At 49.8% G+C, this 19656-nt stretch carries 23 protein-coding genes and 1 pseudogene; 21 read left to right on the forward strand and 3 right to left on the reverse strand.

Annotation, left to right across the window (positions count from 1 at the left end):
• The first annotated feature begins 21 nt into the window (after nucleotides 1-21).
• Complete coding sequence (gene amyA / locus D9738_RS08220) at nucleotides 22-1509, forward strand: alpha-amylase (RefSeq protein ID WP_130259932.1); 1488 nt, start codon at nucleotides 22-24, stop codon at nucleotides 1507-1509.
• A 120-nt stretch (nucleotides 1510-1629) separates the two neighbouring features.
• Here amyA and yedD read toward each other — a convergent pair whose 3' ends face one another.
• A complete protein-coding gene (gene yedD, locus D9738_RS08225; RefSeq protein WP_064529329.1) occupies nucleotides 1630-2043 on the reverse strand; it encodes a lipoprotein YedD in 414 nt (137 codons plus the stop codon).
• Nucleotides 2044-2228: 185 nt separating this feature from the next.
• Between yedD and yedE the strand changes: the two genes are divergently transcribed.
• The 4 genes from yedE to D9738_RS08250 all read left to right on the forward strand — a co-directional run bounded on the left by yedE (nucleotide 2229) and on the right by D9738_RS08250 (nucleotide 5277).
• Nucleotides 2229-3434 carry a selenium metabolism membrane protein YedE/FdhT gene (gene yedE / locus D9738_RS08230; protein WP_130208577.1) on the forward strand — a complete coding sequence of 402 codons (1206 nt, stop codon included), beginning with the start codon at nucleotides 2229-2231 and terminating at the stop codon, nucleotides 3432-3434.
• Nucleotides 3431-3664, forward strand: a complete 234-nt coding sequence (gene yedF / locus D9738_RS08235) for a sulfurtransferase-like selenium metabolism protein YedF (protein ID WP_000790504.1) — start codon at nucleotides 3431-3433, stop codon at nucleotides 3662-3664. The genes yedE and yedF overlap by 4 nt, the downstream gene beginning before the upstream one ends.
• Before the next feature lie 189 nt (nucleotides 3665-3853).
• On the forward strand, nucleotides 3854-4258 hold the full coding sequence (locus D9738_RS08240; protein WP_130259933.1) for a DUF1398 domain-containing protein: 405 nt from the start codon (nucleotides 3854-3856) through the stop codon (nucleotides 4256-4258).
• A 551-nt stretch (nucleotides 4259-4809) separates the two neighbouring features.
• Complete coding sequence (locus tag D9738_RS08250; protein WP_130259935.1) at nucleotides 4810-5277, forward strand: DUF2846 domain-containing protein; 468 nt, start codon at nucleotides 4810-4812, stop codon at nucleotides 5275-5277.
• Between the two features lie 471 nt (nucleotides 5278-5748).
• On the opposite strand, the gene D9738_RS08255 is transcribed toward D9738_RS08250, so the two are convergent.
• Nucleotides 5749-6426, reverse strand: a complete 678-nt coding sequence (locus D9738_RS08255; protein ID WP_130259936.1) for a hypothetical protein — start codon at nucleotides 6424-6426, stop codon at nucleotides 5749-5751.
• A gap of 733 nt (nucleotides 6427-7159) precedes the next feature.
• Here D9738_RS08255 and D9738_RS08260 point away from each other — a divergent pair.
• The 3 genes and pseudogenes from D9738_RS08260 to D9738_RS25070 form a co-directional block, all read left to right on the forward strand.
• Nucleotides 7160-7678 carry a glycine zipper 2TM domain-containing protein gene (locus D9738_RS08260; protein WP_130259937.1) on the forward strand — a complete coding sequence of 173 codons (519 nt, stop codon included), beginning with the start codon at nucleotides 7160-7162 and terminating at the stop codon, nucleotides 7676-7678.
• 15 nt (nucleotides 7679-7693) lie between these two features.
• Entirely contained in the window at nucleotides 7694-8230 is a 537-nt protein-coding gene (locus D9738_RS08265; protein WP_097482087.1) for a DUF5384 family protein, read from the forward strand.
• 128 nt (nucleotides 8231-8358) lie between these two features.
• A pseudogene (locus D9738_RS25070) lies at nucleotides 8359-8565 on the forward strand (integrase); the annotation flags it as partial.
• Nucleotides 8566-8582: 17 nt separating this feature from the next.
• Here the strand turns inward: D9738_RS25070 and fliE are convergent.
• Nucleotides 8583-8897 carry a flagellar hook-basal body complex protein FliE gene (gene fliE / locus D9738_RS08275; RefSeq protein ID WP_130259938.1) on the reverse strand — a complete coding sequence of 105 codons (315 nt, stop codon included), beginning with the start codon at nucleotides 8895-8897 and terminating at the stop codon, nucleotides 8583-8585.
• Between the two features lie 214 nt (nucleotides 8898-9111).
• Here fliE and fliF point away from each other — a divergent pair, with 214 nt between their 5' ends.
• The 13 genes from fliF to fliR all read left to right on the forward strand — a co-directional run bounded on the left by fliF (nucleotide 9112) and on the right by fliR (nucleotide 19562).
• On the forward strand, nucleotides 9112-10770 hold the full coding sequence (fliF, locus tag D9738_RS08280; RefSeq protein ID WP_130223611.1) for a flagellar basal-body MS-ring/collar protein FliF: 1659 nt from the start codon (nucleotides 9112-9114) through the stop codon (nucleotides 10768-10770).
• Nucleotides 10763-11758 (forward strand): flagellar motor switch protein FliG, encoded by a 996-nt coding sequence (gene fliG, locus D9738_RS08285; RefSeq protein WP_032184453.1) that lies wholly within the window; start codon nucleotides 10763-10765, stop codon nucleotides 11756-11758. The genes fliF and fliG overlap by 8 nt, the downstream gene beginning before the upstream one ends.
• Nucleotides 11751-12437 (forward strand): flagellar assembly protein FliH, encoded by a 687-nt coding sequence (fliH, locus tag D9738_RS08290; protein WP_130259939.1) that lies wholly within the window; start codon nucleotides 11751-11753, stop codon nucleotides 12435-12437. The genes fliG and fliH overlap by 8 nt, the downstream gene beginning before the upstream one ends.
• Nucleotides 12437-13807: a flagellar protein export ATPase FliI gene (gene fliI, locus D9738_RS08295; RefSeq protein WP_130208589.1), complete on the forward strand. Its 1371-nt coding sequence runs from the start codon at nucleotides 12437-12439 to the stop codon at nucleotides 13805-13807. Before fliH ends, fliI begins: the two co-directional genes overlap by 1 nt.
• A 21-nt stretch (nucleotides 13808-13828) precedes the next feature.
• On the forward strand, nucleotides 13829-14272 hold the full coding sequence (fliJ, locus tag D9738_RS08300; protein WP_130208591.1) for a flagellar export protein FliJ: 444 nt from the start codon (nucleotides 13829-13831) through the stop codon (nucleotides 14270-14272).
• On the forward strand, nucleotides 14269-15396 hold the full coding sequence (locus D9738_RS08305; RefSeq protein ID WP_130259940.1) for a flagellar hook-length control protein FliK: 1128 nt from the start codon (nucleotides 14269-14271) through the stop codon (nucleotides 15394-15396). Before fliJ ends, D9738_RS08305 begins: the two co-directional genes overlap by 4 nt.
• 104 nt (nucleotides 15397-15500) lie before the next feature.
• Nucleotides 15501-15965: a flagellar basal body-associated protein FliL gene (gene fliL / locus D9738_RS08310; protein ID WP_130259941.1), complete on the forward strand. Its 465-nt coding sequence runs from the start codon at nucleotides 15501-15503 to the stop codon at nucleotides 15963-15965.
• A gap of 4 nt (nucleotides 15966-15969) precedes the next feature.
• The gene (gene fliM / locus D9738_RS08315) at nucleotides 15970-16974 is read left to right on the forward strand and encodes a flagellar motor switch protein FliM (protein ID WP_130216469.1); all 1005 of its coding nucleotides are present in this window, start codon (nucleotides 15970-15972) and stop codon (nucleotides 16972-16974) included.
• On the forward strand, nucleotides 16971-17384 hold the full coding sequence (fliN, locus tag D9738_RS08320; RefSeq protein WP_130259942.1) for a flagellar motor switch protein FliN: 414 nt from the start codon (nucleotides 16971-16973) through the stop codon (nucleotides 17382-17384). The genes fliM and fliN overlap by 4 nt, the downstream gene beginning before the upstream one ends.
• 2 nt (nucleotides 17385-17386) lie before the next feature.
• Nucleotides 17387-17752: a flagellar biosynthetic protein FliO gene (fliO, locus tag D9738_RS08325; RefSeq protein WP_130260046.1), complete on the forward strand. Its 366-nt coding sequence runs from the start codon at nucleotides 17387-17389 to the stop codon at nucleotides 17750-17752.
• On the forward strand, nucleotides 17752-18489 hold the full coding sequence (gene fliP / locus D9738_RS08330) for a flagellar type III secretion system pore protein FliP (RefSeq protein ID WP_130208599.1): 738 nt from the start codon (nucleotides 17752-17754) through the stop codon (nucleotides 18487-18489). The genes fliO and fliP overlap by 1 nt, the downstream gene beginning before the upstream one ends.
• 9 nt (nucleotides 18490-18498) lie before the next feature.
• Nucleotides 18499-18768 (forward strand): flagellar biosynthesis protein FliQ, encoded by a 270-nt coding sequence (gene fliQ / locus D9738_RS08335; protein ID WP_000187358.1) that lies wholly within the window; start codon nucleotides 18499-18501, stop codon nucleotides 18766-18768.
• An 8-nt stretch (nucleotides 18769-18776) separates the two neighbouring features.
• Nucleotides 18777-19562: a flagellar biosynthetic protein FliR gene (fliR, locus tag D9738_RS08340; protein WP_130259943.1), complete on the forward strand. Its 786-nt coding sequence runs from the start codon at nucleotides 18777-18779 to the stop codon at nucleotides 19560-19562.
• Nucleotides 19563-19656 lie beyond the last annotated feature (94 nt).

The raw sequence follows: 19656 nt of genomic DNA on the forward strand, positions 1-19656 counted from the left end.
CCCCTCATGTGGAGTCGAAGAATGCGTAATCCCACGCTGTTGCAATGCTTTCACTGGTATTACCCTGAAGGCGGCAAGCTCTGGCCCGAGCTTGCCGAGCGCGCCGACGGTTTAAATGATATTGGTATCAATATGGTCTGGCTACCACCTGCCTATAAAGGCGCATCGGGCGGATATTCTGTCGGCTACGACTCCTATGATTTATTTGATTTAGGCGAGTTTGATCAAAAAGGCACTGTCGCGACGAAATATGGTGATAAAGCGCAATTGCTGGCGGCCATCGACGCGCTTAAACGCAACGACATCGCCGTACTGCTGGATGTGGTGGTGAACCACAAAATGGGTGCCGACGAAAAAGAAGCGATTCGCGTTCAGCGAGTTAACGAAGAGTGTCGCACGCAAATTGATGATGAAATTATCGAATGCGAAGGCTGGACCCGTTACACCTTCCCTGCACGAGCCGGAAAATATTCACAATTTATATGGGACTTCAAATGTTTTAGCGGTATCGACCATATCGAAAACCCGCATGAAGATGGCATCTTTAAAATCGTCAACGATTACACTGGCGAAGGCTGGAATGATCAGGTCGATGATGAATTAGGCAATTTCGATTATCTGATGGGCGAAAATATCGATTTTCGTAACCATGCCGTCACCGAAGAGCTCAAATACTGGGCGCGCTGGGTAATGGAACAAACTCAGTGCGATGGTTTTCGTCTCGACGCGGTAAAACATATTCCGGCGTGGTTCTATAAAGAGTGGATCGAGCATGTGCAAGAAGTTGCGCCGAAACCACTCTTTATTGTGGCGGAATACTGGTCGCGCGAGGTCGAGAAACTGCAAACGTATATTGATCAGGTGGAAGGTAAAACCATGCTGTTTGATGCACCGCTGCAGATGAAATTCCACGAAGCGTCTCGTATGGGGCGTGATTATGATATGACTGAGATTTTTAGCGGCACATTGGTTGAAGTCGATCCTTTCCACGCTGTGACGCTGGTCGCCAACCACGACACCCAGCCGTTACAAGCCCTTGAAGCTCCGGTGGAGCCGTGGTTTAAGCCGCTGGCTTATGCCCTTATTTTGCTACGGGAAAATGGCGTGCCTTCGGTGTTTTACCCTGATCTGTACGGGGCTCATTACGAAGATGTCGGCGGTGACGGACAGACCTATCCAATCGATATGCCAATAATCGAACAACTTGATGAGCTAATCCTCGCCCGCCAGCGTTTTGCCCACGGTGTACAGACGCTATTTTTCGATCATCCGAACTGTATTGCCTTTAGTCGCAGTGGCACCGATGAATATCCTGGCTGCGTTGTGGTTATGTCGAACGGTGACGATGGCGAAAAGACGATTAAACTGGGTGAGAACTACGGCAATAAAACCTGGCGCGATTTTCTCGGTAATCGACAAGAGAGCATAGTTACCGATGAAAATGGCGAAGCGACATTCTTTTGTAACGGCGGCAGCGTCAGCGTTTGGGTTATCGAAGAGGTGATTTAAAACCGATCGCTGACAATACACGCATCGTTATTGCGGCGCCGTTACAGTTTCAGGCCCGATAAGCTTGCGTATCGGGCACTTTTTTTGACATGAAAATCCCCCAGAGCCAGGGGAGTTTCATTACGGCAGCGGCGTCGGTAACGGCGCTTTTTCCAGCGCGGCGGCACACTCTGCCGTCGGACGAGCCACGCGTTCCATCGTCATGCCATCATACTCAATAGTGTTACCGTCACGCTCAATCTCGTACAGCTCACGTTTCACAGTAACGTTAGTGAGAGAATCAGACATCAGCGTCAGCTTACCCGGTAACGCAATCACTCGCTGCCATTGACGGCAATCCAGGGTATCACCCTCTTTAGTGACAATCAGGCTACCAATCGCTTCCGGGCTGACCAGCGCACGTTGCGGCCCTTTGGTCTGCCAGTACCCTGCCAACCAGTCTGGCGCAGGGGTTTTTACAACATTATTATAGTTTTCGACTTCGGCACAGCCCGCCAACAACATGAGTGCGCCTGCAATTGCGAGTTTTTTCATCATTCGTCCTGCATGAGAAGAAAAGTGGATTGTGGCATTAAAGCCCTGACGCTGCCACCCTTTCCAGGCCCAAAGAGAAATTTGATCTAACTATTATTTTTGTGAATTATTGCCGCGCAAATAAATTCTCCTGATGTATGATTCGCGACTCTTGTTTAAACCTTCTGAGTTCAGAGGCTACATACATGTCATGGCAGCAATTCAAACAAGCCTGGTTGATTAAATTCTGGGCGCCAATTCCTGCGGTCATCGCGGCGGGCATTCTCTCCACTTACTATTTTGGCATTACCGGCACCTTTTGGGCAGTTACGGGTGAATTTACCCGCTGGGGCGGTCAGCTCCTGCAACTGTTTGGCGTCCATGCTGAAGAGTGGGGCTATTTTAAAATCATCCATCTGGAAGGATCGCCATTAACCCGCATTGACGGGATGATGATTCTCGGTATGTTCGGCGGCTGTTTTGCCGCGGCATTATGGGCCAACAACGTCAAACTACGCATGCCGCGTAGCCGTATCCGCATTATGCAGGCCATTATTGGCGGGATTATTGCCGGTTTTGGTGCGCGTCTGGCGATGGGCTGTAACCTGGCGGCGTTCTTTACCGGCATTCCTCAGTTCTCGCTGCACGCCTGGTTCTTTGCCATCGCTACCGCCATCGGCTCATGGTTTGGCGCGCGCTTTACCCTGCTGCCTGTCTTTCGTATCCCCGTGAAAATGCAGAAAGTCTCTGCCGCCTCACCGTTGACGCAGAAACCAGATCAGGCGCGGCGCCGTTTTCGTCTCGGGATGCTGGTCTTTTTCGGCATGCTGGGCTGGGCGCTGCTGACGGCGATGAACCAACCAAAGCTGGGGCTGGCGATGCTGTTTGGTGTCGGCTTTGGCTTGCTGATAGAACGTGCACAAATCTGCTTTACTTCGGCGTTCCGCGACATGTGGATCACCGGACGAACCCACATGGCGAAAGCGATCATTTTCGGTATGGCGGTAAGTGCCATCGGGATTTTCAGTTATGTACAGTTAGGCGTAGAACCTAAAATCATGTGGGCGGGTCCGAACGCGGTAATTGGTGGATTACTGTTTGGTTTTGGTATTGTGCTGGCGGGCGGCTGCGAAACGGGATGGATGTACCGCGCGGTGGAAGGCCAGGTACATTACTGGTGGGTCGGTCTGGGCAACGTTATTGGCTCCACGATTCTGGCGTATTACTGGGATGATTTCGCCCCGGCGCTGGCAACCGACTGGGACAAAATCAACCTGCTAAAAACCTTTGGTCCAATGGGCGGCCTGCTGGTGACATATTTACTATTGTTCGCTGCGCTGATGTTGATTATCGGTTGGGAAAAACGCTTCTTCCGCCGTGCGGCGCCGCAGACAGCTAAGGAGATCGCATGAAAAATATCGTTCCTGATTACCGTCTTGATATGGTGGGCGAGCCCTGCCCTTACCCGGCGGTTGCAACCCTTGAGGCGATGCCGCAGTTAAAAAAAGGCGAGATCCTCGAAGTGGTCAGCGATTGTCCACAGTCGATTAACAATATTCCGCTGGATGCGCGTAATCACGGCTATACGGTACTGGATATTCAGCAAGACGGGCCGACCATTCGTTATCTAATTCAGAAGTAATCTTTTCTCCCGCTGTTTCAGGCAGCGGGAGTCACTTGCTACGAATACTCCGTTGTCTATTTTCCGTACCGCAGTTGGACTATTATTGATTCACACAGACACAGCATTAAGTGATCGGACCAGATTGAAGGAATAACACCGATCATGCAAACTACTCTCCCTCACAACTGACGAGAGATTATTTCCCTGATGGATCAGGTTGCTAATTTTCAAAAGATGTTTGAGCAAGTGAGAACGGAGCTAAACTTTTCCTGGTTTTATGCTGAGTTAAAACGTCATCGTATTGCACATTATATTTACTATCTTGCCACAGATAACATCAGGATCGTCACGCACGATGACAATGTTTTGTTAATCAGAGGGAGCAGAAGTCTATTAAAAGTCAGTGCCATCAAGGATCCTGAGCAAGTCAAAAAAGCAGCCCGGACTCACATTTCAAGACAGTCAACATTTCGGGAATATTGTATAACGCTTGCAAAGGCTGGCGTTTTCCGGTGGGTTACTGACGTTGGTGATAATAAGCGGCGTTACTATTCTATCGATAATACACTTTTATATATTGAAGATATCGAGAACAACAAACCACTTATTTAGCTGTTCTCGCCAGCTCAGCTCTGACAGTGACTGGTTATTAATAAAATTTTTTAAATGAACGGTTCCGAAATAGCGATTAACTAACACCTTCATGTTCATGCCTGTGACCATGTATTTTTCGTTGATGACAAAGAAAGCCCTGGGGCGCACCAGATAACAGGCAGTCAGAGTTGACTGAAACATCAAGCATCGTAGTTCGCCGTAGATATAACGATGTGATTTACCCCATATATGCCCCACCACTCAGCATCGAAGAGCACAAAGCCTTGCAATCCAGTGCAAAGCTTTGTGTGCCCCCCACTACGACCTGCATAACCAGTTAGAAGATAGCAGTGATGTCAAACGACGCAGCTGTCTTCTTTTCTTTCACGCTTTCCCCCACCCAGCCTGCCTGCCACAACTGAAGTGAATGTCTGTTATGAGCGAATCGCGGAAGTTGACGGTTCCGGGATGAACATTGATGTTGTCGTGATTCAATGCCTCCTTTAATGACATGAGTGTAAAATAAGATTATTCTCATTAGGCGATTTTCTTAACTCCATGAGAATTCAATGAATAAAATTACAATTGCTGCAGTCATTCTTTCCTCTGTGCTTCTGGGGGGGTGTGCATCGGTTCCTCTGGCCAGTAATACTGAAAACGAGACAGCTAAGTCTTTCCCGATCCCGGAAAATGGTAAAGCCGGTCTATACGTTTACAGAGACAGTTTTGTTGGTAAAGCGTTAAAAAAGGATGTTTATCTTGACGGCCGTTGTCTTGGTGAAACGGCTGACAGAGTCTTTTTCTATCAGCAAATATCGACCAGCCAACCACATACGCTGGGAACTGAATCTGAGTTTTCACCTAATAATCTGACAATCAATGTCACGTCCGGGAAAAACTACTTTGTTCGCCAGTACATCAAAATGGGCGTTTTTGTTGGTGGAGCTGGACTTGAACAGGTTTCCGAAAACGAAGGTATCCGCGTCGTTTCTAAACCTGAAGTTAAGTTAGCAGTGCCAGGTCATTGCGATAACTGAGCGGCGGAAATTTAATATCCAGCCCGCATCAGGGCCGGATATCATTCGCTTCTCGGTTTGGCTATATTGTTAAGAATTTGCGGGCACATTCCCCACTTTATCTTTTTTGGCTTTCGAATTATCAGCTGCCTTTGGTTTCTGGCTGGAGGAGCATTTTAGGTCAACTGTGCTTTTTCCAACCTGCATGCCGGAGAGTTCGCTTTGCGGTCAGAATCTGTACACAACTGGTGGTTGTGTTGGTGATTTTAACAATGCTCGCCTTAGTGCTCACTTGTACCCAGGAACGGCGATAAACAGCTGACAAGCAATGCCGGGGGTTTAGCTCTTTATGACCCTCGGCCACTTCCGCTCCAGGTATGGAACGGACAATCTGCTGGTCTGAAGGTCCGCTGTGAGCGAGAAGCAGACAAAGGAGTGCTTTTAAAAGTTTAATACTTGTCTCAGTCCGAGATTTTGGTGAGTATTGATTCACTATAGTTTTCCTCCAGCATAAAGGGAGGCCCATATAGCAGCCCCTGCCAAGATAAGAACTAAAAATCTCTCAACCGTTTTGATAACTTTATATCTATATGTTGACTTGAATCTAAAGTCATTAAAAATAAGGTATTGCCTATAAATATAATTGCTCATATTGGAAGCAGAATGCTGTGCAGTGGATGTACAATACCTACAATATATGGAAAAATGTTTTTTTATGTGTTTGGGTGTTATTTGGGATGGGTTTTGATACTTACCTATTATTATTTCAGTTTCATTGATTTTCCCAGCATTAGATTGATAAGGCGCAACAAACACAAGAACATCACCGGATGGTCCCTGCGAATACCATAATTGAGCATTCCTTTCGAATGCAACTTCTAATCTTTTGTTGTCAGAGGATGATATGTTAAAACCCAAGAATCTGACCCCAGTAAAAATATGAGTCGAATTAATATATTGTGAACTAATAAGATTAGATGATTTGATTGGTTCATCATCTTTTGATCTGCTAATGTAAAGGCTTCCAAAGATATCGGCACTATGAGTGTCAGCATTTAAAATTTCAAACTCCCTTTGAACTCGATCGTCCATAAACCTCCAATTTATGCGTTTAAAATATGCATTTAAACTATCTCTTCTTATTCTCTCTGCAGCAGACTTTAATTTCAAAGTAAATCCTTAAATATAAAAATAGTTCATCATATATTCCTAGGTAAACTAGGAAGTTATTATGCTGAAAAGCATCACAGGAAATAAAATCAAACAAGTTCCAAGCATACTACATCGACAAACATCGATGCGCTCACATTCAGTATGAGAAACTTCGTTACGCGTGCCGACCTACTCCCCTTAAACTAATGCAGCATGATGTTAGGAACTTCCGCCTCTGGCACAAAGCAGTCCCCATGTGATAGTGCCGCGCTGCCATGGGGTCTTGTAGATAAATCCTCTCGTAAAAAACTACATTTCTCAGTCAAACAGTAGATATCTGCAGATACATGAAATTAGCATATTGCATTATAAGTGAACAAATATCGACCATGTAAATTACAGAAATGCATATGCTATATTTCAACTAATTGCAAACTTACATTAAATAGCAAACAAATCCCTGCAGTAAATTATAACAAATGTTACAAACATCTTTTCTACCTTAATAGATAACTATTTTTCCTGCCTTAACGCAAATTAACCACTTATTATCTGTTACTACTCAGGTTATTAATATAATGACTTGACACATATAATTATTCATTTTTTACATCAGAAAAATGTGAGCCATATCGAATTAGGCAACATTTTATTTGTTTTTATTATCCGAATATAATTTATTTCTTTACTTTTTTGAGATTAATCCTAAAAATACGCGCTTTAACAATTTTACCTAAAAAGGAGAAACGTAATGTTTACACACAAAAAATCAATAACTATCATCATGTTATACCTATCTGCCGGCATCTCTGGATGTCAATCAAATGCTGATGAGTATGCTGCTGACGTTTACGAAGCCAATCAATTAAATTCAAAGCAAGAAACTAAAACAGTTAATATCATTTCTGTTCTTCCCGCTAAAGTTGCTGTTGACAACACTGCAAATAAACAAGCAGCTCAAACTTTCGGAGCTATTTTAGGCGCCGTTGCTGGGGGGGTGGCTGGACATAACGTTGGAACCGGAAGTAATCTGGGAACCGCAGCAGGAGCTGTGGGTGGGGGAGCAGTTGGAGCAGCTGCGGGTACACTTGTAAAAGATAAATCTATTGTAGAGGGTGTTTCTTTAACCTACAAAGATGGAACAAAAATGTTTACATCAACCCAAGTGGGCAAATCTTGTCAATTTACCCCAGGTTTAGCTGTAGTCATTTCGACAAAAAATAATGAAACCAGAATTCAGCCTAATGCCTCTTGCCCTGAAAAAGCATAACACACAGTATCCATCATGAAAAAAATACTCATAGCTCTTGTTGCTATACCTTTCTCTCTCAGTTTTGCCAGTTCCTTACAAAGTCAACTTGCGGCAGTAGCTGAAGCAGAACAACAAGGAATCGCTGAAGAAAAAAGAGCAAATGACGCACATAAGGAAAATCTAGAGCGAGAAGCCCGTCTGGAGCAGCAACGACGTGCTAGTGCAATTGAAGCACAAAATAGAAAAGCTGCAGCTATTGCTGCAGACAGAAAAGCCGCACGCGAAAAGTTAGAATCTGAAATTAAGGAAGATAAGAAACGAGACATCGCATATGAAAATGAATTACGAAGCTTAGAGATTCAAAAACTAAAATTGGCTTTAGCTCGAGAAGAAGCTCGAGTCAAAAGAGAGAATGACTTTATAGATCAAGAACTGAAGAACAAAGCTGCACAGACAGACATCCTTCAATCCAACGCAGATGCAAATAGAAATATTTCTGAAGGTGGAAAGGAGTTAATGAAAAGTACTGGAAAAGCCAAAGAAAAAGAAGCTAGCGGATTCTTTAACTAATTTCATTCATGGTTATAATCAGTGCACATAAAATATATTCTTCTGTTAATGGAATATATAAAAGGCTGTCAAACCATTGGCAGCCTTACAGCAATCATAAAATTGCGTGAACTTCCGGTATCATAGTTGCATGTTGGTCTTTGACCGCTGGAGCTAACCCTAACTTCATCGCGAAGCAAATGGGACACTCTGATTCTCAGATGGTTTATCGCGTTTACGGATCGTGGATGGCAGAAAACAATCAGGATCAGGTATCCATTTTAAACCAGAAATTGAGTGAGTTTGCCCCATCCATGCCCCACGCTGTGGGATCGGATGTAATTAAACAAGCATAGTCAACAGGTTACAAAACCTACACCTGCATGGACATCATTTCCTGGTACGCCGCCACCAGCTTATTACGCACCTGAATCCCCATTTGCATTGAAACTGAGGCTTTTTGCATATCGGTCATCACATCGTTTAGCGCTACGCCGGGTTCGCCGAGGGTGAATTTTTCTGCCTGAGTGCGGGCGGCGGTTTGCGTATCACTTATACGATCGAGCGCGGCATGAAACTGTCCGGCAAAACTGATGCCAGGTTGTGGTAGTGATTCCTGCGCACGGGCACTCATCGCCGTAGCCTGTAACTGGCTGATAACCCCTTCAATCCCCTGTATGGCTGACATATTCATCTCCTGGACCATTTCTGGTAGCAGAGATTAACAGTAAGTCAATAAGATAAAGGCGTTAAATAACGATAAAAAACCGGGTTAATTGGCGCATAGAAAAAAATAAAACCACAAATAATGAGGCCGTCAATTTTTCGAGTTTGCTGACCCGGGAGTGCGTCTTGTTCCACTTTGCTAATAACGCCGTCTTTCATCTGCCGCGAGGTGCACGATGAATACGACTGCAGCCCAGACAAAATCTCTTGAGTGGCTTAATCGCCTACGCGCGAATCCGAGAATCCCTTTGATTGTTGCTGGTTCCGCTGCAGTGGCAGTGATAGTCGCGTTAGTTCTATGGGCAAAAGCCCCTGATTACCGCACGTTATTCAGCAACCTTTCCGATCAGGATGGTGGCGCGATCGTCAGCCAACTGACGCAGATGAACATCCCTTACCGCTTTAGTGAAGCCAGTGGTGCAATTGAAGTTCCGGCGGATAAGGTTCACGAATTGCGTCTGCGTCTGGCGCAGCAAGGCTTACCTAAAGGCGGGGCGGTCGGCTTTGAGCTGCTCGATCAGGAAAAGTTTGGTATCAGCCAGTTCAGCGAACAGGTGAATTATCAGCGAGCGCTGGAAGGCGAACTTTCTCGTACCATCGAAACCATCGGCCCGGTAAAAGGGGCGCGCGTGCATCTGGCGATGCCGAAACCGTCTTTATTTGTTCGTGAGCAAAAATCCCCTTCCGCATCGGTAACGGTGAATTTATTGCCAGGACGAGCGCTGGATGAAGGGCAAATTAGCGCCGTTGTGCATCTGGTTTCCAGTGCAGTAGCTGGGCTGCCACCGGGTAACGTTACACTGGTGGATCAAGGTGGGCATCTGTTAACCCAGTCCAACACCAGCGGGCGCGATCTCAATGATGTTCAGTTGAAATATACCAGCGATGTCGAAGGCCGCATTCAGCGTCGTATTGAAGCAATTCTGTCGCCTATTGTCGGCAACGGCAATATTCATGCGCAAGTCACAGCGCAGCTGGATTTCGCCAGTAAAGAGCAAACAGAAGAGCAGTATCGCCCTAATGGCAATGAGTCACAGGCAGCACTTCGTTCCCGTCAACTGAATGAAAGCGAGCAAAGCGGTTCCGGTTATCCGGGCGGCGTGCCGGGGGCATTATCTAATCAGCCCGCGCCCGCAAATAACGCGCCGATCAGTACGCCTCCGGCAAATCAAAACAATCGCCAGCAACAGACGAGCACCACCAGCAATAGTGGACCGCGCAGCACACAGCGTAATGAAACCAGCAACTACGAAGTCGATCGCACCATTCGTCATACCAAAATGAACGTCGGCGACGTGCAACGTCTGTCTGTCGCGGTTGTGGTGAATTACAAAACGCTGCCGGATGGCAAACCGTTGCCACTGAGCGCCGAACAGATGAAACAAATTGATGATCTGACCCGCGAGGCAATGGGCTTTTCGGAAAAACGCGGTGATTCGCTCAATGTCGTCAACTCGCTGTTTACCAGTAGTGATGAAAGTGGTGGTGAGTTGCCGTTCTGGCAACAACAAGCGTTTATCGATCAGTTACTGGCTGCCGGACGCTGGTTGCTGGTGATACTGGTGGCGTGGCTGCTGTGGCGTAAAGCGGTGCGTCCGCAATTAATCCGCCGCGCTGAGGTGGTGAAAGCCGTTCAGCAACAGACACAAACTCGCCAGGAGACGGAAGATGCAGTGGAAGTACGCCTGAGCAAAGACGAACAACTGCAACAACGCCGCGCTAACCAACGTCTGGGGGCTGAGGTAATGAGCCAGCGCATCCGCGACATGTCTGATAACGATCCGCGCGTAGTGGCGCTGGTCATTCGCCAGTGGATAAATAACGATCATGAGTAACCTGACAGGCACCGATAAAAGCGTCATTCTGCTGATGACCATTGGCGAAGACCGGGCGGCAGAGGTATTCAAGCACCTGTCCCAACGAGAAGTGCAAACCCTGAGCGCGGCAATGGCGAACGTCTCGCAGATCTCCAACAAACAATTAACTGAAGTACTGGCAGAGTTTGAACAAGAAGCCGAACAGTTTGCCGCACTGAATATTAACGCCAATGATTATCTGCGTTCAGTGCTGGTCAAAGCGCTGGGCGAAGAGCGTGCCGCCAGCCTGCTGGAAGATATTCTCGAAACCCGCGACACTGCCAGCGGTATTGAAACGCTCAACTTTATGGAGCCACAGAGCGCCGCCGATCTGATTCGCGATGAACATCCACAGATTATCGCCACCATTCTGGTGCATCTGAAACGCGCTCAAGCCGCCGATATTCTGGCGTTGTTCGATGAACGTCTGCGCCACGACGTGATGCTACGTATCGCCACCTTTGGCGGCGTACAACCTGCTGCACTGGCTGAACTGACAGAAGTGCTGAATGGCCTGCTCGATGGCCAGAACCTCAAACGCAGCAAAATGGGCGGCGTGAGAACAGCAGCCGAAATTATCAACTTGATGAAAACTCAGCAGGAAGAAGCGGTTATTACCGCCGTACGTGAATTTGACGGCGAGCTGGCGCAGAAAATCATCGACGAGATGTTCCTGTTCGAAAATCTGGTGGATGTCGACGATCGCAGCATCCAGCGTCTGTTGCAGGAAGTGGATTCCGAATCGTTACTGATCGCGCTGAAAGGTGCAGAACAGCCACTGCGCGAAAAATTCCTGCGCAATATGTCGCAACGTGCTGCCGATATTCTGCGCGACGATCTCGCCAACCGTGGTCCGGTGCGTCTGTCGCAGGTGGAAAACGAACAGAAAGCGATTCTGCTGATTGTGCGCCGCCTTGCCGAAACCGGCGAGATGGTGATTGGCAGCGGCGAGGATACCTATGTCTGATAATCTGCCGTGGAAAACCTGGACACCGGACGATCTCGCGCCACCACAGGCGGAGTTTGTGCCGCTGATGGAGCCAGAAGAAACCGTCACTGAAGAGGTCGAACCCAGCCTTGAGCAGCAACTGGCACAACTGCAAATGCAGGCCCACGAGCAAGGTTATCAGGCGGGGATTGCCGAAGGTCGCCAGCAAGGCCATGAACAAGGCTATCAGGAAGGTCTGGCTCAGGGGCTGGAACAAGGACTGGCACAAGCAAAATCCCAGCAAGCGCCGATTCATGCCCGGATGCAGCAACTGGTCAGCGAGTTTCAGACCACCCTTGACGCGCTTGATAGCGTGATTGCTTCACGCCTGATGCAGATGGCGCTGGAGGCAGCGCGTCAGGTGATCGGCCAGACGCCAACGGTGGACAACTCGGCACTGATCAAACAGATTCAACAGTTGTTGCAGCAAGAACCGCTATTCAGCGGCAAACCGCAGCTACGCGTGCACCCGGATGATCTGCAACGTGTTGATGAGATGCTCGGCGCAACCTTAAGTTTGCATGGCTGGCGCTTGCGCGGCGACCCGACCCTGCATCCTGGCGGTTGTAAAGTCTCCGCTGATGAAGGCGATCTCGACGCCAGTGTCGCCACCCGCTGGCAAGAACTCTGCCGTCTGGCAGCGCCAGGAGTGGTGTAATGACCACGCGGCTGACTCGCTGGCTAACCTCGCTGGATAACTTCGAAGCCAAAATGGCGCAGTTGCCTGCGGTGCGTCGCTACGGGCGATTAACCCGCGCCACCGGGCTGGTGCTGGAAGCCACCGGATTGCAACTGCCGCTCGGCGCAACCTGTGTCATTGAACGTCAGAACGGCACCGAAACGCACGAAGTAGAAAGCGAAGTGGTTGGCTTTAACGGTCAACGGCTGTTTTTAATGCCGCTGGAGGAAGTGGAAGGCGTGCTGCCCGGCGCACGCGTTTACGCCAGAAATATCTCCGGCGATGGGCTGCAAAGCGGCAAGCAGCTACCGCTCGGTCCGGCGTTATTAGGTCGCGTTCTGGACGGCGGTGGTAAACCGCTCGATGGTCTGCCCTCCCCCGACACGACTGAAACAGGCGCCCTGATTACCCCGCCGTTTAACCCGTTGCAACGTACACCGATTGAGCATGTGCTGGATACGGGCGTGCGCCCAATTAATGCCCTGCTTACCGTTGGGCGCGGGCAGCGTATGGGGCTGTTTGCCGGATCTGGCGTTGGTAAAAGTGTGCTGCTGGGAATGATGGCACGCTACACGCGTGCCGATGTGATCGTCGTTGGTTTGATTGGTGAACGTGGGCGAGAAGTAAAAGATTTTATTGAGAATATTCTCGGTGCCGAAGGGCGTGCGCGCTCCGTGGTGATTGCCGCTCCGGCGGATGTTTCTCCGCTCCTGCGAATGCAGGGTGCCGCCTATGCCACGCGCATTGCCGAAGATTTTCGCGATCGTGGTCAGCATGTATTGCTGATTATGGACTCCCTCACCCGCTACGCGATGGCCCAGCGTGAGATTGCGCTGGCGATAGGCGAACCACCCGCCACCAAAGGTTATCCGCCGTCGGTATTCGCCAAATTACCGGCGCTGGTCGAACGTGCCGGAAACGGAATCAGCGGCGGCGGCTCGATTACCGCGTTTTATACCGTGCTCACCGAAGGCGATGACCAGCAGGATCCGATTGCTGACTCCGCGCGGGCGATCCTCGACGGTCACATTGTGCTTTCTCGTCGTCTGGCGGAAGCCGGGCACTATCCGGCAATTGATATTGAAGCCTCAATCAGCCGTGCAATGACGGCGTTGATCAGCGAGCAGCATTACGCGCGGGTACGTACATTCAAGCAGCTGTTGTCGAGTTTTCAACGTAACCGCGATCTGGTCAGCGTCGGCGCGTATGCCAAAGGCAGCGATCCAATGCTCGATAAAGCTATCGCCTTGTGGCCGCAGCTGGAGGGCTATTTGCAACAAGGCATTTTTGAACGCGCGGACTGGGAAGACTCTCTCCAGGGGCTGGAACGTATTTTTCCGACGGTGTGATTACGCAGGAGATAACAGCAGATGGCAGAACATGGCGCCCTGGCGACCCTGAAAGATCTGGCAGAAAAAGAGGTGGATAATGCGGCCCGCCTGCTGGGTGAAATGCGTCGCGGATGTCAGCAGGCGGAAGAACAACTCAAAATGCTGATCGATTATCAAAACGAATATCGCAGTAACCTGAACAACGACATGAGTGCAGGAATGACCAGTAATCGCTGGATCAACTACCAGCAGTTCATTCAGACGCTGGAAAAGGCCATTACCCAGCACCGCCAGCAGCTTAATCAGTGGACGCAGAAAGTTGACATTGCTCTGAACAGCTGGCGAGAAAAAAAACAACGTTTGCAGGCCTGGCAGACCCTCCAGGAACGGCAATCCACGGCGGCCCTGTTAGCAGAAAACCGCCTCGATCAGAAAAAGATGGACGAGTTCGCCCAGCGCGCCGCCATGAGGAAAACTGAATGATTCGTTTAGCGCCCTTGATTACCGCTGACGTTGACACATCCACATTGCCCGGTGCTAGCGCCACTGACACGGCACAGGATTTTCTTGCGTTGTTGAGCGGGGCATTAGCAGGAGATGCAGCACCAGGCAAAGCTTCGCCATTGCTTCAGGTTGCAGTGGATACCCCACACGCGCAAGGTAAAGAACGCGCCAACGAAATTCTGGCCGGGGTATTGCCGTCTGATTTACACATCGCTACTGACGAAACGCTGGCTGAAATAACCGCAGCACGACCCGATACAACGCCGCTGACGACGGCTCTGGTTAATACGCTGGCAGCCATGCCAGAAAAGGAGACGGTCGCCGACGATAAAACGGATGACCTTAATGAAGATGCTGTCGCCAGCCTGAGCGCCCTTTTTGCTATGCTGCCCGGTTTTGACAATACCCCCAAAGTGACTGATGCGCCTGTCACAGCGTTACCGACGCAGAAGCAAGCACTCTCAACAAAACTGACTACCGCGCAACTCGCAACAGCACAACCTGACGACGCCCCTGGTGTGCCAGATCAGCCATTAACACCGCTGGTCGCTGAAGCCCAGAGTAAAGCGGAGATCATCAGCACGCCTTCACCTGTTACTACTGTCACCAGTCCGCTAATTACTCCGCACCAGACGCAGCCACTGCCCACCGTCGCAGCGCCTGTTTTGAGCGCACCGCTGGGTTCCCACGAATGGCAACAATCCTTAAGCCAGCATATTTCGCTGTTTACCCGCCAGGGGCAACAAAGTGCCGAACTGCGTTTGCATCCGCAAGATTTAGGCGAAGTGCAAATCTCCCTTAAGGTGGATGACAACCAGGCGCAAATTCAGATGGTTTCACCGCATCAGCACGTGCGCGCCGCTCTGGAAGCGGCTTTGCCGGTACTGCGCACACAACTGGCAGAAAGCGGAATTCAGTTGGGGCAGAGCAATATCAGCGGTGAGAGTTTTAGCGGTCAGCAGCAGGCAGCTTCCGAGCAACAACAAAGTCCACGCACAGCAGGCCATGAACGCCTGACAACCGAGGATGACGATGCATTGCCAGTTCCAACAACTCTTCAGAGAGTTTCATCGGGCAATAGTGGCGTCGATATTTTCGCCTAACGTCAGAGGTAGCACCTTAATCCGCGTCTTTTCCCCGCTTTGCCACACTTAAGACGCAGGATAATTAGCCGATAAGCAGTAGCGACACAGGAAGACCGCAACACATGACTGATTACGCGATAAGCAAGAAAAGCAGGCGATCGCTTTGGCTCCCGATCCTGGTATTCATCACTCTCGCGGCTTGTGCCAGCGCGGGTTACAGCTACTGGCATTCGCAACAAGTGACCGCTGGCGACAAAGCGCAGCAACACGTCGTGCTCTCACCTGTCTTCTATGCGCTAGACACTTTTACGGTCAATCTTGGCGATGCAGATCGCGTGCTTTATATCGGTATAACGCTGCGACTGAAAGATGAAGCCACCCGTTCGCGGTTGAGCGAGTATTTGCCGGAAGTCCGCAGTCGCTTGCTGTTACTGTTTTCGCGCCAGGATACCGCCGTGCTGGCAACGGAAGAAGGCAAGCAACAACTGATTGCCGCAATTAAAGCCACACTTTCCCCCCCGCTTGTTGCCGGGCAACCGAAACAGGATGTCACCGACGTGCTGTATACCGCTTTTATTCTGCGATAACGACATGGGCGATAGTATTCTTTCTCAAGCTGAAATTGATGCGCTGTTGAATGGTGACAGCGAGGTCAAAGACGAACCGACAACCAGTGTTAGCGGCGAAAGTGACATTCGTCCGTACGATCCTAATACCCAACGACGGGTTGTGCGCGAACGGTTACAGGCGCTGGAAATCATCAATGAACGTTTTGCCCGCCATTTTCGTATGGGGCTGTTCAACCTGCTGCGCCGTAGCCCAGACATTACCGTCGGGGCCATTCGCATTCAGCCGTACCATGAATTTGCCCGCAACCTGCCGGTGCCAACCAACCTGAACCTTATCCATCTGAAACCGCTGCGCGGCACAGGGCTGGTGGTGTTTTCGCCGAGTCTGGTGTTTATCGCCGTGGATAACCTGTTTGGCGGCGATGGTCGCTTCCCTACCAAAGTAGAAGGTCGTGAGTTTACTCATACCGAACAGCGCGTCATCAATCGCATGTTGAAGCTGGCACTTGAAGGCTATAGCGACGCGTGGAAGGCGATTAATCCGCTGGAAGTCGAGTACGTGCGTTCCGAAATGCAGGTGAAATTTACCAATATCACCACCTCACCGAACGACATTGTGGTTAACACGCCGTTCCATGTGGAGATTGGCAACCTGACCGGCGAATTTAATATCTGCCTGCCATTCAGCATGATCGAGCCACTGAGGGAATTGTTGGTTAACCCGCCGCTGGAAAACTCGCGTAATGAAGATCAGAACTGGCGCGATAACCTGGTGCGCCAGGTGCAGCATTCACAGCTGGAGCTGGTTGCCAACTTTGCCGATATTTCGCTGCGCCTGTCGCAGATTTTAAAGCTGAAGCCCGGCGATGTCCTGCCGATAGAAAAACCCGATCGCATTATCGCCCATGTTGACGGCGTTCCGGTACTGACCAGCCAGTACGGCACCATCAACGGTCAGTATGCGTTACGGATAGAACATTTGATTAACCCGATTTTGAATTCTCTGAACGAGGAACAGCCCAAATGAGTGACTTGAATAATCCGGCCGATGACAACAACGGCGCAATGGACGATCTGTGGGCTGAAGCGTTAGGCGAACAAAAATCAACAAGTGGCAAAGGCGCGGCTGAGGCCGTGTTCCAGCAGCTTGGCGGCGGCGACGTCAGTGGAACATTGCAGGATATCGACCTGATTATGGATATTCCGGTTAAGCTGACCGTCGAACTGGGCCGCACACGAATGACTATCAAAGAGTTGTTGCGTCTGACGCAAGGGTCAGTCGTGGCGTTGGACGGTCTGGCGGGCGAACCACTGGATATTCTGATCAACGGTTATTTAATTGCTCAGGGCGAAGTTGTCGTAGTCGCTGATAAATATGGCGTGCGGATCACCGATATCATTACCCCATCCGAGCGGATGCGCCGCCTGAGCCGTTAGTGATGAATAACCACGCTACTGTACAACCTTCCGCGCCGGTTTCTGCTGCTCCGCTCCTTCAGGTGAGCGGCGCGCTAATTGCCATTATTGTCCTGATCCTCGCTGCGGCCTGGCTGGTAAAAAGGCTGGGATTTGCTCCCAAACGTAATGGCACGAACGGGCTGAAAGTCAGCGCTAGTGCCTCGTTGGGGGCGCGTGAACGGGTTGTGGTGGTCGATGTGGAAGATGCGCGACTGGTGCTCGGTGTTACTACCGGGCAAATCAATCTGCTGCATAAACTTCCCCCTTCTGCGCCAACGGAAGAGTTACCTCAAGCCGATTTTCAGTCGGTCATGAATAATTTGCTTAAGCGTGGCGGGAGAGCCTGATGCGTCGCCTCTTGTCTGTCGCACCGGCCCTTCTCTGGCTGCTTACTCCCCTCGCCTTTGCTCAACTGCCTGGCATCACCAGCCAGCCGCTGCCTGGCGGTGGACAAAGCTGGTCACTCCCAGTGCAGACGCTGGTGTTCATCACCTCGCTGACTTTTATTCCGGCAATTTTACTGATGATGACCAGCTTCACCCGCATCATCATTGTTTTTGGTTTATTGCGTAACGCACTGGGAACGCCCTCCGCGCCGCCCAACCAGGTTTTGCTGGGGCTGGCGCTGTTTTTGACCTTTTTTATTATGTCTCCGGTAATCGACAAAATTTATGTCGATGCGTACCAGCCATTCAGCGAAGAGAAAATTTCAATGCAGGAGGCACTGGAAAAAGGGGCGCAGCCACTGCGTGAGTTTATGCTGCGCCAGACCCGCGAGGCGGATTTAGGGTTGTTTGCCAGGCTGGCGAATACCGGCCCGTTGCAGGGACCTGAAGCAGTGCCGATGCGCATTTTGCTCCCGGCCTACGTGACCAGCGAGTTGAAAACCGCCTTCCAGATAGGCTTCACGATTTTCATTCCGTTTTTGATTATCGACCTGGTTATTGCAAGTGTGTTGATGGCATTGGGGATGATGATGGTTCCCCCCGCGACCATTGCCCTGCCGTTTAAACTGATGTTGTTTGTACTGGTGGATGGCTGGCAATTGCTGGTCGGCTCGCTGGCACAAAGCTTTTACAGCTAGAGAGGCCAAATGACACCCGAATCGGTCATGATGATGGGGACAGAAGCGATGAAAGTCGCGCTGGCACTGGCTGCCCCGCTGTTGCTGGTGGCGCTGGTCACCGGTCTTATCATCAGCATTTTGCAGGCCGCCACGCAGATTAACGAAATGACGCTGTCGTTCATTCCGAAAATCATCGCCGTATTTATCGCCATTATTATTGCCGGACCGTGGATGCTCAACTTGTTGCTGGATTACGTTCGTACCTTATTCACTAACCTACCGTATATCATCGGGTAATCGATGCAATGTTGCAGGTAACAAGCGATCAATGGCTTTCCTGGTTAAGCCTGTATTTCTGGCCATTACTGCGCGTGCTGGCGCTGATCTCCACCGCGCCCATTTTGAGCGAACGCAGCGTGCCAAAACGGGTAAAACTGGGCCTCGCAATGATGATCACGTTCGCCATTGCTCCGGCAATACCCGCCAACGATGTGGCTATTTTTTCGTTCTATGCCCTATGGCTGGCGGTGCAGCAAATCCTGATTGGCATTGCTCTCGGCTTTACCATGCAATTTGCCTTCGCCGCTGTGCGCACCGCTGGCGAAATTATCGGTCTGCAAATGGGGCTGTCATTTGCGACATTTGTCGATCCTGGCAGTCATCTCAATATGCCCGTCTTAGCGCGCATTATGGATATGCTGGCGCTACTGTTGTTCCTGACATTTAACGGTCATTTATGGCTGATTTCGTTGCTGGTCGATACATTTCACACTCTACCCATTGGTGGCGAACCGCTGAACAGCAATGCATTTCTGGCACTCACCAGGGCAGGGAGTTTGATTTTTCTTAACGGGTTGATGCTGGCGTTACCGCTCATTACCCTGTTGCTGACGCTGAATCTCGCATTAGGTTTACTGAATCGTATGGCCCCGCAATTATCAATCTTTGTTATTGGTTTTCCATTAACGTTGACTGTCGGCATCTCATTAATGGCGGCATTAATGCCGTTAATTGCTCCTTTTTGCGAACATTTATTTAGTGAAATTTTTAATTTGCTGGCAGATATTATCAGCGAATTACCTGTAATATGATTCCCTAATGTTTATCTTGTTATCCTAAGGATTATCCGAAAAATAATACCAGCGAACATCTTCCAGGATACTCCTGTGGCGAAATATTTGTTTT

The organism is Escherichia sp. E10V5, assembly GCF_004212315.1.
Taxonomy (GTDB): domain Bacteria; phylum Pseudomonadota; class Gammaproteobacteria; order Enterobacterales; family Enterobacteriaceae; genus Escherichia.